Annotated in this window: 12 protein-coding genes; 11 read left to right on the forward strand and 1 reads right to left on the reverse strand. The window is 42.6% G+C overall.

Translation table 11 applies throughout. The annotated features are described in order from the left end of the window. Nucleotides 1-4 precede the first annotated feature (4 nt). The 11 genes from priA (at nt 5) to spoVM (ending at nt 11,693) form a co-directional block, all read left to right on the forward strand. Complete coding sequence (gene priA / locus ACJ9PY_RS08000; RefSeq protein WP_411739752.1) at nt 5-2,416, forward strand: primosomal protein N'; 2,412 nt, start codon at nt 5-7, stop codon at nt 2,414-2,416. A 95-nt stretch (nt 2,417-2,511) separates the two neighbouring features. Beyond that, entirely contained in the window at nt 2,512-2,997 is a 486-nt protein-coding gene (def, locus tag ACJ9PY_RS08005; protein WP_034313798.1) for a peptide deformylase, read from the forward strand. Continuing rightward, nucleotides 2,994-3,953: a methionyl-tRNA formyltransferase gene (gene fmt / locus ACJ9PY_RS08010; protein WP_411739753.1), complete on the forward strand. Its 960-nt coding sequence runs from the start codon at nt 2,994-2,996 to the stop codon at nt 3,951-3,953. Before def ends, fmt begins: the two co-directional genes overlap by 4 nt. Further along, a complete protein-coding gene (gene rsmB, locus ACJ9PY_RS08015; RefSeq protein ID WP_096338243.1) occupies nt 3,940-5,292 on the forward strand; it encodes a 16S rRNA (cytosine(967)-C(5))-methyltransferase RsmB in 1,353 nt (450 codons plus the stop codon). The genes fmt and rsmB overlap by 14 nt, the downstream gene beginning before the upstream one ends. Next, on the forward strand, nt 5,292-6,386 hold the full coding sequence (gene rlmN, locus ACJ9PY_RS08020) for a 23S rRNA (adenine(2503)-C(2))-methyltransferase RlmN (protein ID WP_034313788.1): 1,095 nt from the start codon (nt 5,292-5,294) through the stop codon (nt 6,384-6,386). The genes rsmB and rlmN overlap by 1 nt, the downstream gene beginning before the upstream one ends. A gap of 4 nt (nt 6,387-6,390) precedes the next feature. Next, nucleotides 6,391-7,140 carry a Stp1/IreP family PP2C-type Ser/Thr phosphatase gene (locus ACJ9PY_RS08025; protein ID WP_034313784.1) on the forward strand — a complete coding sequence of 250 codons (750 nt, stop codon included), beginning with the start codon at nt 6,391-6,393 and terminating at the stop codon, nt 7,138-7,140. A 5-nt stretch (nt 7,141-7,145) separates the two neighbouring features. Further along, a complete protein-coding gene (gene pknB / locus ACJ9PY_RS08030; RefSeq protein ID WP_063576900.1) occupies nt 7,146-9,179 on the forward strand; it encodes a Stk1 family PASTA domain-containing Ser/Thr kinase in 2,034 nt (677 codons plus the stop codon). A gap of 23 nt (nt 9,180-9,202) precedes the next feature. Continuing rightward, nucleotides 9,203-10,084, forward strand: coding sequence for a ribosome small subunit-dependent GTPase A (gene rsgA / locus ACJ9PY_RS08035; protein ID WP_268936709.1), 882 nt, complete (start codon nt 9,203-9,205; stop codon nt 10,082-10,084). A 1-nt stretch (nt 10,085) separates the two neighbouring features. Then, the gene (gene rpe / locus ACJ9PY_RS08040) at nt 10,086-10,733 is read left to right on the forward strand and encodes a ribulose-phosphate 3-epimerase (protein WP_411739754.1); all 648 of its coding nucleotides are present in this window, start codon (nt 10,086-10,088) and stop codon (nt 10,731-10,733) included. Nucleotides 10,734-10,836: 103 nt separating this feature from the next. Further along, a complete protein-coding gene (locus ACJ9PY_RS08045; protein ID WP_063576898.1) occupies nt 10,837-11,490 on the forward strand; it encodes a thiamine diphosphokinase in 654 nt (217 codons plus the stop codon). Nucleotides 11,491-11,612: 122 nt separating this feature from the next. After that, nucleotides 11,613-11,693 carry a stage V sporulation protein SpoVM gene (gene spoVM / locus ACJ9PY_RS08050; protein WP_034313769.1) on the forward strand — a complete coding sequence of 27 codons (81 nt, stop codon included), beginning with the start codon at nt 11,613-11,615 and terminating at the stop codon, nt 11,691-11,693. A 186-nt stretch (nt 11,694-11,879) separates the two neighbouring features. On the opposite strand, the gene rpmB is transcribed toward spoVM, so the two are convergent. Continuing rightward, nucleotides 11,880-12,068 carry a 50S ribosomal protein L28 gene (rpmB, locus tag ACJ9PY_RS08055; RefSeq protein ID WP_034313767.1) on the reverse strand — a complete coding sequence of 63 codons (189 nt, stop codon included), beginning with the start codon at nt 12,066-12,068 and terminating at the stop codon, nt 11,880-11,882. Nucleotides 12,069-12,263: the final 195 nt, after the last annotated feature.

Raw genomic sequence — 12,263 nt, forward strand, 5'->3', positions numbered from 1 at the left:
TCTTATGGATATAGCATCCGTCATCGTGGATGTACCTGCTAAACAAACGGATCGAGAATTCGACTATCGCATCCCTGAAAAGTGGAACCAAGTCATCAAGCCCGGAATGAGAGTCATCGTCCCATTCGGTCCAAGAATGGTGCAGGGGTTCGTCACAGGCTTAAAAGCTAAAAGCGACTTTGCGAAATTACGCTTTATAAAGGAACCAATGGATTTGGAGCCCATCATCAATGATGAATTGCTTCAGCTAGGTGACTGGTTGACCAAGGAGGCGATGTGTTTTAAAATTTCAGCGCTACAGGCCATGCTTCCGGCAGCGATGAAAGCAAAGTATGAAAAAGTCATTAAAGTCGTTGAAGATAAAAAGGACCAGATCCCTCCCTCCATTCAAAACCTTTTCGGAAAAAGTGATTCATTATCTTGGAAAGACGTGATTGAAGGAGAGAATGCCTCCCTGGTCCAAAAGGAAATGCAAAATGGCAATCTTGAGCTCGAATACAATGTGAAAAACCGACTTAACAAGAAGACGGTCCGAGTCATTAAATCTTTGCTTTCCCCTATGGAACTGAAAGAAATGGCATCAGCCATATCCAGCCATGCAAAAAAACAACAGGAACTCCTTCAATACTTTATTGAACATCAAGAACCCATCCCGTTAAAGGAATTGCTTGAATTGATGAACACATCAAGCGGTACCGTCAAATCCCTAGTTTCAAAAGGGGCCTTGGCTGAAATGGATCAAGAAGTATACCGTGATCCTTATGAAAACCGTGTGTTCGAAAAATCCATTCCCTTTACACTGACAGCTGAACAAGCCGCTGCATTAAAGCCGATCCAAGAGAAAATACATCATGATGAACATGATGTATTCCTTTTATATGGTGTAACCGGCAGCGGGAAGACGGAAGTGTATTTACAGGCAATTGCCTCTGTTATTGAAAAAGGGAAGGAAGCCATCATGCTTGTACCTGAAATCTCCTTGACGCCACAGACGGTGAAGAGGTTTAAGGAACGATTTGGGGAGCAGGTAGCTGTCATGCATAGCGGTTTATCCGTAGGTGAAAAATATGATGAATGGCGTAAAATTCACCGCAAAGAAGTAAAAGTGGTGGTCGGGGCGCGTTCTGCTGTGTTTGCTCCTTTTGAAAGCCTGGGGCTGGTCATCATTGACGAAGAGCATGAATCCAGTTATAAGCAAGAAGAAACACCAAGGTACCATGCTAGGGATGTTGCCATTGAAAGAGCAAAATCATATGGTTGTCCGGTTATTCTTGGCAGCGCCACACCTACACTTGAATCTTTTGCTCGAGCCAAGAAAAATGTCTATAAATTATTGACCCTTAGCCAGAGGATGAATAAAAATGCTTTGCCAGCAGTGGATATTGTAGATATGAGGGAAGAACTAAGAACGGGAAATCGTTCCATGTTTTCGGAGCTGCTCTTTACCAAGCTGAAAGACCGGCTTGAGAAGGGGGAGCAAACTGTCCTGATGCTAAATAAAAGGGGGCATTCTTCCTTTGTGATGTGTCGAAGCTGCGGATTGGTCATCAACTGCCCTAATTGTGACATTTCACTTACATATCATCGCTTTAATGATATAATGAAATGCCATTATTGTGGGTTTGAAGAGGGAATGCCTTCCGTTTGCCCTGAATGTGAAAGTGAACATATAAGGTTCTTTGGTACAGGAACTCAAAAGGTTGAAGAAGAGCTTGCAAAAATCCTGCCTGAAGCAAGGGTCATACGAATGGATGTTGACACGACGAGTAAGAAGGGTTCACATGAGCGATTGCTGAATGCCTTTGGTGAAGGAAAAGCGGATATATTGCTAGGCACCCAAATGATAGCCAAGGGCCTTGATTTTCCTAATATCACTCTTGTTGGAGTCCTTTCAGCCGATACGATGCTACATCTGCCTGATTTCCGTTCTTCGGAAAAGACATTTCAGTTGCTGACGCAGGTCAGCGGAAGGGCGGGACGTCATCAGCTTCCGGGAGAAGTGGTCATCCAAACCTATACGCCTGAGCACTACAGCATCGAGCTTTCTGCCCTGCAGGATTATGATGCTTTTTATGAACGGGAGATGTATCTAAGGAGGCAAAGTCATTACCCTCCATATTATTATGTTGTCCTTATAACCGTTTCACATGAAGATTTAATGAAGACGGTGAGTGTTACTGAGAAAATCACCAATTATTTAGGCTCGCGATTGAATCGGGATTCTGTCGTACTAGGTCCGGTTGCTTCGCCCATTAGTCGAATCAACAATAGATATCGCTATCAATGTCTGATAAAATACAAACGAGAGCCGGACCTGAATCAGCATTTACGCACACTTTTAGAGCATTACCAAAAAGAAACCGCTCAAAATCATCTGCAGATTTCAATAGATTTAAATCCACAGATCATGATGTAATTATTTTAGAGATGGATGATTACCGCGAGCTGTAACAGCTTGCGTTTTTATATAATGAAGTGTTGTTTTTCATATCTAGGAGGGTACCTTTAATTTTGGCTATTTTACCGATTGTTTTGTTTCCTGAAAAAATTTTACAACAAAAATGCGATAAAGTAACAAGTTTTGATAAAAAGTTGGCAAAGCTGTTAAATAACATGTATGAAACGATGGTGGAGGCGGATGGCGTTGGACTTGCAGCACCTCAAGTTGGCGTGAAAAAGCAAGTGGCCGTCGTTGAAATAGAGGAAGGATCAGGTGCAATCGAACTGATTAATCCGGAAGTGCTGGAATTGGAAGGAGAACAGACAGGTGTTGAAGGATGCTTGAGCTTCCCGAGTTTATATGGTGAAGTAGTGCGTCCTTACCGTGTCAAAGTCCGGGCACAAGACCGAAAAGGATCTTATTTCGAGATAGAAGCGGAGGATTTCCTTGCAAGGGCCCTTCTACACGAAATCGATCATCTGCAAGGAGTCTTATTTACAAGTAAGGTTTCCCGGTATATTTCGGAAGAAGAGTTAGAAAGGTATGGAGAAGAATGACAAAAATAATTTTTATGGGTACACCGGACTTTTCGGTGCCGGTATTGAAAAGAATCATTGATGAAGGGTATGATGTGATCGCTGTTGTCACACAGCCAGATCGTCCAGTGGGCCGCAAAAAGGTGCTTACGCCGCCGCCAGTTAAAGTCGAAGCCGAAAAGCATGGGATACCCGTTTATCAGCCTGAAAAAATCCGGGAAAAAGAAGAACTTGAAAAAATCATTGCATTGAATGCTGATTTAGTGGTGACGGCGGCATTCGGACAAATTCTTCCGAATGAATTGTTGGATGCCCCTAAGTACGGTTGTATTAATGTACATGCCTCCCTGCTTCCTGAACTGCGTGGAGGGGCGCCAATTCATTATTCCATTTTACAGGGGAAAGAAAAGACAGGGATAACCATCATGTATATGGCAGAAAAATTGGATGCCGGTGATATATTGACTCAGGCGGAAGTTACTATAGAGGAAGAAGACAATGTTGGTACACTGCATGATAAATTAAGCAAGGTAGGATCGGATTTACTTGCGGAGACACTTCCGAAACTTATAAATGAAGAGTTACAGGCAATCAAGCAAGATGATGCTAAAGCATCTTTTGCGCCTAACATCAAACGGTCGGAGGAAAAAATCGACTGGTCGAAATCAGGGGAAGACATCTATAACCATGTACGCGGCCTGAATCCTTGGCCTGTTGCTTATACAACCTTAGACGGTTCCATTATGAAAATATGGCAAGTAAAGAAATTGGAAGCTGGCAAGCAGGCCTTGCCGGGCACGATCGTTGAGGTACAAAATGATGGTTTCATCGTTTCGACAGGCAATGAGAAGGCAATACTAGTAACAGAACTGCAGCCTTCAGGAAAGAAAAAAATGCCGGCGAAAGATTACTTGCGCGGAGCCGGATCGTTCATTAAAGCAGGCATGAAGTTAGGAGAACAGAATGAAGCAAACTAAAAAGGGAGTACGTGAAATCGCTCTCGATATTTTGGAATCTGTAGAGAAAAACCAATCCTACAGTAACCTATTATTGAACAACTTGATTAAAAAGCACCAGTTATCCGCCGTGGACAGCGGTTTGCTTACAGAGATAAGCTACGGTACCATCCAGAGGAAAATGACTTTGGATTATTTTTTGAACCCGTTTATTAAACAACCTAAAAAAACGCAAAGCTGGGTCATCAATTTACTTAGACTTTCCGTTTACCAAATGGTCTATTTAGATAAAGTGCCTGATCATGCAATCATTTTCGAGGCCGTAGAAATTTCCAAAAAGCGCGGACACAAGGGCACCTCTTCGATGGTCAATGGTGTGCTTCGTAATATTCAAAGAAATGGTGTTCCTTCTTTAGAGGAAATTAAAAATGATCTGGAACGGCTTTCCATAGAAGTGAGTCATCCTATTTGGCTGGTCCAGCGTTGGGTAGAGCAATTTGGCTATGAAAAAACCAAGGAAATGTGTGAAATCAACTTAACTGCGCCATTACAGACAGGACGTGTTAACTTAAAAAAGATCTCACGCCGTGAACTGATCAGCATATTAACGGAAGAAGGATATGATGTTGAAGCGAGTGAAGTCGTTCCCGAAGCAATCATCAGCTATAAAGGGAATCTTGCTCATTCAGAAAGCTATAAAATGGGGTATTTATCGATTCAGGACGAGAGTTCAATGCTAGTTGCCCATGCATTGGGTGCGAATGAAAATGATGCTGTGCTCGATTGCTGTGCTGCACCTGGAGGGAAAACGACCCATATCGCAGAAGGCTTGACCACAGGACAAGTATATGCACTCGACCTTCATGAACATAAGGTCAAGCTAATTAAAGAGCAGGCGGAGCGCCTAAAACTCAGAAACAATATTAAGACAATGGCCCTTGATAGCAGAAAAGTGCAAGAGCACTTTAATAAGGAAGGGTTTGACAGGGTCCTGATCGATGCACCATGTTCCGGGTTGGGAGTCATGCGCCGGAAACCTGATGTAAAGTATACTAAAACAAAAGATGATATAATGAAACTCTCAAGTATACAACAACAATTATTGGAATCGGCTGCCCCGCTTGTTAAGCAAGGAGGACGGTTAGTATATAGTACCTGTACGGTGGATAAAGAAGAAAATGACAAAGTCGCTGCAGCATTTTTGGAAAGCCATCCGGATTTTGAAAGCGATGCAACCTTGTCCACAAGAATGCCTGAAAGCGTTCAGCCATATATCGAGGGTCATACGCTGCAAGTTTTTCCGCAATATTTTAGCAGTGACGGATTCTTTATTGCGAGTTTTAGAAAGAAGGTGCTGTAATGGCAGAAATCACTAAATCATCTAGAGTAAGAAAAGACACGACACCAGAAAAACCATCAATCTACTCATTGGAGCTTCACCAAATTAAAGAATGGCTTCTTCAAAATGGAGAGAAGGCATTCCGGGCCGAGCAAGTATATGACTGGCTTTATAAAAAGCGTGTCTCCAGTTTTGAAGATATGTCCAACCTTTCGAAATCATTACGGGATAAGTTGGAGTCGCAATTCACCTTCACAACATTGAAGACTTTGATTCAGCAAACGTCCAATGACGGAACGATGAAGTTTTTATTTGAACTCCAAGATGGATATTCGATTGAAACGGTGCTGATGCGTCATGAATACGGAAACTCCATTTGCGTGACAACGCAGGTAGGATGCAGAATTGGCTGTACATTCTGTGCTTCGACACTTGGCGGTTTAAAGCGGAATCTTGAATCAGGGGAAATTGTTGCCCAGGTCGTTAAAGTTCAGCAAGCACTTGATGAGTCGGAAGAGCGTGTTAGTTCCGTCGTTATCATGGGAATCGGTGAACCGTTTGATAACTACGATAATATGATGTCATTCTTGAAGAATATAAACCATGAAAAGGGCTTGAACATCGGGGCGCGTCATATTACCGTTTCCACAAGTGGAATCATTCCTAAAATCTATAAGTTTGCCGAAGAAAGCATGCAAATAAACTTTGCTGTTTCCCTTCATGCACCGAATACGGAATTGAGAAGTAAATTGATGCCGATCAATAAGGCCTACAAACTTCCAGACCTGATTGAGGCCATCAAATACTATACAGAAAAAACAGGCCGCCGTGTAAGTTTTGAATATGGTCTATTCGGTGGCGAAAATGATTCAGTGGAGCACGCTGAAGAATTAGCAGCTTTAATAAAAGGGATAAAATGCCATGTGAACTTAATACCGGTTAACTATGTACCGGAACGCAACTATGTACGAACACCTCGGGACCAGATTTTTGAGTTTGAAAAAACATTGAAGAAGCGCGGCATTAATGTAACGATCCGAAGGGAACAAGGCAGTGATATTGACGCAGCCTGCGGCCAGCTTCGGGCCAAGGAGCGCAAAGAAGAGACGAGGTGACCCTATGAGGGCAATATTTAAGACAGACCGTGGAAAAGTCCGCCAGCATAATGAAGATAATGGCGGAATCTTTAAGAACTCGGAAGGCGTTCGCCTTGCCATCGTTGCAGATGGCATGGGCGGCCACCGTGCCGGGGATGTAGCCAGTGCAATGACGATAGACCTTCTGAAAAAGGGCTGGGAAGTATCCACCGGAATCGAAACGGCAAATGATGCCGAAGATTGGCTTAAGCAGCAAATCTTCACGGTCAATCAGTTGCTTTTTGAACATGCAGAAGCGAATACGGAATGTAAGGGCATGGGGACCACCATTGTTGCAGCCATTTGCACCGACAAGTTTGCTACCATTGCCAACATCGGGGACAGCCGGTGTTATTTGTATAATGAGAGTGGTTTTAAGCAGGTCACGGAAGATCATTCACTCGTTAATGAATTGGTCCGTTCCGGTCAGATTTCGAAAGAAGATGCCGAAAACCATCCACGGAAAAATGTTTTATTACGAGCCTTGGGGACAGAAATGCAAGTGGAAATGGACATTATGACGGTCATCTTCGAAGAAAATGATTTACTATTGCTTTGTTCGGACGGATTGACGAATAAAGTGAGTGAACTGGAACTGGAAGAAACGGTAACCAATGCACAGTCACTTGAAGAAAAGGCGAATTCATTAATAGATAAGGCCAATCACTACGGTGGGGAAGATAATATCACCCTTGTGCTTGTTCAATTTACTGAAGAAAGTGAAAGCAGGTGAATTGAATGTTGATTGGCAGAAGGATCAACGGCCGTTATAAACTGATCCAGATGGTCGGCGGCGGCGGTATGGCTAATGTTTACCTTGCAAGGGATATGATCTTGGATAGGGATGTTGCATTGAAAATCCTTCGCATGGATTTTAATAATGACGAAGAGTTCATCAAGCGCTTCAATCGGGAAGCCCAATCGGCCACCAGTTTGGCCCATCCCAATATCGTAAGTATTTATGATGTTGGTGAAGAAGATTCCATCTATTATATTGTTATGGAATACGTTGACGGTTTTACACTTAAGCAATACATACAAAAATATTATCCAATTCCAGTTGATGAAGCCTTGGATATCATGAGGCAAATCACGGCAGCGATTTCCCATGCCCATCATAATGGGATCATCCATCGTGACATCAAGCCACAGAACATTTTGATTGATAAGGAAGGAACCGTCAAGATTACGGACTTTGGGATTGCATTGGCCCTAAGTGCAACAAACATAACGCAGACCAACGCAGTCTTGGGTTCGGTTCATTATTTATCTCCGGAACAGGCCAGAGGCGGTATGGCCAATAAGAAATCGGACATTTATTCACTTGGCATCGTCATGTTTGAATTGTTGACGGGGAGATTGCCTTTTTCGGGTGAATCAGCCGTGTCGATAGCTCTTAAACATTTACAATCGGAAACTCCTTCGCCAAAACGCTGGAATTCTGAGATACCCCAGAGTGTGGAAAATATTATCTTGAAAGCGACAGCCAAAGATTCATATTACCGCTATGAGAGTGTGGACTCGATGGAGGATGATATACGGACGTCGCTTAATCCGGAGCGTTCAAATGAACTTCCTTTTGCGATTCCCGAAGATCATGATGCAACAAAAGCCATCCCCGTCATAACGGATGATCAGCTTTCAAGCATCGATGAGACAATCATAAGGGGTCCTGAAAAAAATACGTTAGTTTATGCGGACGATGAGGAAAGTGAATCAGAAGCAGAGAGTAATTCAAAAAAGAAACAGAAGAAACAAAAGAAACAGAAAAAACAAAAAAACAAGTCGGAACACAAAGGTAAAAAGCGAAAGAACATGCCTGCGATCTTGGTGACCACCTTTTTAGTTCTCGCACTGCTTGCTGTTTTATCTGTCACAGTTTTACCTCCCCTCCTTGTCTCGAAGGAAGTGACGATCCCTGACCTTAAAGGGGAAGAATTGGATGACGCCATTACTGAATTGCTTGAAATGGATTTGGAAATTGGAGAGACGATCGAGATTGAAGATGAAGAGGTTGAAGCTGGTCTTGTGATCAAAACCAATCCTAAGGAAGGTAAGACGGTCAAGGAAGGTGCAGTGATCGATATTTATCAAAGCGTTGGTAAAGAGACGATTTCATTGTCCAGCTATGAAGGTCGAGATTACTCTGATGTTAAATCCCTGCTTGAAAAAATGGGATTCAAAAACATAAGCGTTACTGAAAAATATGATGACAGTGCTCCCGGCACGATCATAGATCAATCTCCCTCGGGTGCCACTGAGGTCGTACCATCCGAAACGGAGCTTGAGCTGACGGTCAGTAAAGGGGCAGATCTGTTGAGCTTGAAGAACTTAACGGGGTTCAATAAAGCTGCCCTTGATGATTATTCCAGTGAAAGTGGAATAAAGATCGATGTCGAAGAAGAAATCTATGATGATTCCGTAGCGGAGGGGCTTGTCATTTCCCAGTCACCGGAACCTGCTACGAAGGTGGAAAAGGGCAGTACTGTGAAAGTGGTCATTTCAAAAGGGAAAGAAGAGATTCCGCCCAAGAGTGTAACGGAGGAAGTCAAAATCGAGTATGATCCGGTTGAGCCAGGCAAATCACAAAAAATCCAAATTTTCATCGAGGATATCGACAATAGCATGACGGAGCCTCAAGAAACATTCTATATATTGGAAGATGCGAAGAGAACGATCGAATTAATGGTTTCCCCGGATAAGAAAGCAGGATATAAAGTCATGAGGGACAATCAGGTCATCATTGACGAATCCGTCTCATATCCAGAATAAATTTAATAATTAGGAGTGTGGTTATGCCCGAAGGAAAAATTATCAAAGCATTAAGTGGATTTTATTATGTCCTTGATGGTGAAGAGGTCTATCAATGCCGTGGAAGGGGCCTGTTCAGGAAGAATAAGGTAACCCCGCTCGTTGGTGATTATGTTGTTTTTGAATCGGAAAATAAAACGGACGGGACCGTGACCGAAATAAAACCGCGAAAGAATGAATTGATACGTCCGCAAATCTCGAATGTAGACCAGGCAATCCTTGTCTTTTCGGCAGTGGAACCTGATTTCAGTCCAGCCTTGCTTGATCGATTTCTCGTATTGATCGAAGATAACGAAATCGAACCGATTATCGTCGTGACGAAACTGGACTTGGTTACAGCTGAAAATCAAAAGAAATTGTCTCAGTATATCAAGGACTATCAGAAACTTGGCTATACTGTACTGGAGACATCTTCCGTTACCGCCGGAGGGATTGAAGAACTAGTGCCGTATTTAGAAGGAAAAACCAGTGTATTTGCGGGTCAGTCCGGTGTTGGGAAATCGTCTTTGCTGAATGCGATCAATCCGGAATTGGCTTTAAAGACGGATGATATTTCTTCACACCTGGGACGCGGGAAGCATACGACCCGGCACGTTGAATTGATCCATATTGGCTCTGGACTTGTCGCGGATACTCCAGGGTTCAGTTCACTTGAATTCATGGAAATGGAAGCTGAACGGCTATCCTATTGCTTCCCGGAAATGCATAAGCATGGGGAAGACTGTAAATTCAGGGCCTGTCTCCACGATAAAGAACCGAAATGCGCAGTGAAGGAAGCGGTTGATTCCGGGGAAATTCCCCGTTATCGATACGAGCATTATATGCAATTCTTAGAAGAAATAAGAGATAGAAAGCCGAGGTATTAAAATGGTTAAAATCGCACCATCCATTTTATCAGCTGACTTTGCAAAATTGGGAGAAGAAATTCTTGATGTGGAAAGGGGCGGAGCGGATTTGATCCATGTGGATGTCATGGATGGGCATTTCGTGCCGAATATAACGATAGGCTCACTAATTGTTGATGCTATCCGCCCAGTAACGAAGCTTCCGCTTGATGTTCATTTAATGATCGAACAACCTGAACGTTATATCGAGTCCTTTGCGAAAGCGGGAGCTGATTATATAACTGTACATGTAGAGGCCTGCACACATTTGCATCGAACGGTTCAATTGATCAAATCTTTTGGTGTAAAGGCAGGCGTGGTGCTTAATCCAGCCACTCCGGCTTCCTTGATACAACCTATAATCGAAGATATTGACATGGTATTGTTGATGACGGTTAATCCGGGTTTTGGGGGGCAAAAGTTCATTAAATCCGTTCTTCCGAAAATTGCCGAAGTGAAGGCGATGGCAGGAAAGTATAATCAAAATCTCGAGATAGAGATTGATGGTGGAGTAAATGAAGAAACGGCTAAACTATGTATTCAACAAGGGGCGACAATCCTGGTGGCCGGTTCGGCAATATATGATCAGGAAGATCGACACGCAGCGATTCAAAAGATTCGGGGAAAGTGATATAAGCCGACACTATCATATTCATATGATGGTGATCGGCTTTTTTTATCAATTAAACTAAGGCACCTTGGATATGATTTTTATATGGAAAAGGATGATTTCGATGATTATCAGTATAATGGCTGGAGGTCCGGAATGTTTTTGGCCGGATTTGACATGGTATAAGGAGAAGACAGATCTTTGGGTCGGGGTTGACAGGGGAGTATGGTCTCTGCTTGAAAAAGGTATCGAACCTAAGTACGGTTTTGGGGATTTTGATTCGGTTTCGGAAGGTGAATACGAAAAGATTGAGCAAATGCTGGAAGAAATCAATCTTTATTCCTCGGAAAAGGATGAAACGGATTTAGAAATCGCATTTAAATGGGCAATGGGGCAAAAGCCAAGAGAAATTCACATTCTGGGCGCAACAGGGGGAAGAATGGACCATTTTCTCGGGAATATCCAGCTGCTCCAAAAAGAAAGTGTCCTCCCTCATCATGGTGATATGGATATATACATAGTCGATCGGCAAAATATAATCACAGTAAAGACAGCAGGTTCATATAAGGTCACTGCTTTGAATGATAAGAAATACTTGTCCTTGCTCCCAGTAAACGCTGAAGTCACCGGCATTACTCTTTCGGGTTTCAAATATCCGCTGGACGATGCAAGCTTGGAAATGGGTTCGACGCTTTGCATCAGCAATGAACTAATTTCCGAATCTGGGAATGTTTCATTTGAGAAAGGCATATTAATGGTGATAAGAAGCAGTGATTAAAATTCATGCTTAGAGCAGATTCGGATATAATTACGATCATCCTATATCCGCTTAAAAGCTTATGTTGTAATAGAAAAATTCCACTTCATCTTTAATTGTGGGATGCAAAGAGGAGGGGCATGATGAAATTTTATACGATTAAATTGCCAAAAGTTCTGGGCAGTTTGGTAAGGGCTATGCTCGGAGCGTTTAAAAAAGGCTGATACTTATCTCCATGACACCTCTCAAATTAAGGGAGGTGTTATTTTTTAGTAAAATAGGGCGGCCATCCATTAATGGGTGAAGGCATCCTTCTTGATGCAGACTGGACCTGGTCAAGGATTTGAAACCATCCCCATTAAATACCGGCCATTACAAGTAAAAAGGCATCCTAAGAGGATGCCGTAACATTATACGCGTTCTACTTTGCCCGATTTAAGAGCTCTTGCAGAAACGTATACACGTTTAGGTTTACCGTCAACTAAAATACGTACTTTTTGAAGGTTAGCGCCCCATGTACGCTTGCTAGCGTTCATTGCGTGAGAGCGGCTGTTACCAGAACGAGTTCTTCTTCCAGTGATTACACATTTACGTGCCATGTCAAATTCCCTCCTAACTACAACAAGCTTAAGTTTTTCGCAGTCGTCTTAAGTCTTTGTAAAATACTTTAATAATTTATCATACCTACCGCTAGAATGCAATACTTCAGTTAATTACTTTCAAGAAAAAAACCTTGACATACATACTTCAAAATTGAATTATATAGAGTACCGTAAGACATTTACTTTTAAAAC

Origin of the sequence: Peribacillus sp. S4 (assembly GCF_046715815.1) — a bacterium.
GTDB classification, from domain to species: Bacteria; Bacillota; Bacilli; order Bacillales; family DSM-1321; genus Peribacillus; species Peribacillus frigoritolerans.

What these genes read in the sequence shown, in the direction of transcription:
- priA (WP_411739752.1), top strand. Translation starts at nt 5, where the DNA reads ATGGATATAGCATCCGTCATCGTGGATGTACCTGCTAAACAAACGGAT.
- fmt (WP_411739753.1), top strand. Translation starts at nt 2,994, where the DNA reads ATGACAAAAATAATTTTTATGGGTACACCGGACTTTTCGGTGCCGGTA.
- rsmB (WP_096338243.1), top strand. Translation starts at nt 3,940, where the DNA reads ATGAAGCAAACTAAAAAGGGAGTACGTGAAATCGCTCTCGATATTTTG.
- rlmN (WP_034313788.1), top strand. Translation starts at nt 5,292, where the DNA reads ATGGCAGAAATCACTAAATCATCTAGAGTAAGAAAAGACACGACACCA.
- ACJ9PY_RS08025 (WP_034313784.1), top strand. Translation starts at nt 6,391, where the DNA reads ATGAGGGCAATATTTAAGACAGACCGTGGAAAAGTCCGCCAGCATAAT.
- pknB (WP_063576900.1), top strand. Translation starts at nt 7,146, where the DNA reads ATGTTGATTGGCAGAAGGATCAACGGCCGTTATAAACTGATCCAGATG.
- rsgA (WP_268936709.1), top strand. Translation starts at nt 9,203, where the DNA reads ATGCCCGAAGGAAAAATTATCAAAGCATTAAGTGGATTTTATTATGTC.
- rpe (WP_411739754.1), top strand. Translation starts at nt 10,086, where the DNA reads ATGGTTAAAATCGCACCATCCATTTTATCAGCTGACTTTGCAAAATTG.
- ACJ9PY_RS08045 (WP_063576898.1), top strand. Translation starts at nt 10,837, where the DNA reads ATGATTATCAGTATAATGGCTGGAGGTCCGGAATGTTTTTGGCCGGAT.
- spoVM (WP_034313769.1), top strand. Translation starts at nt 11,613, where the DNA reads ATGAAATTTTATACGATTAAATTGCCAAAAGTTCTGGGCAGTTTGGTA.
- rpmB (WP_034313767.1), bottom strand. Translation starts at nt 12,068, where the DNA reads ATGGCACGTAAATGTGTAATCACTGGAAGAAGAACTCGTTCTGGTAAC.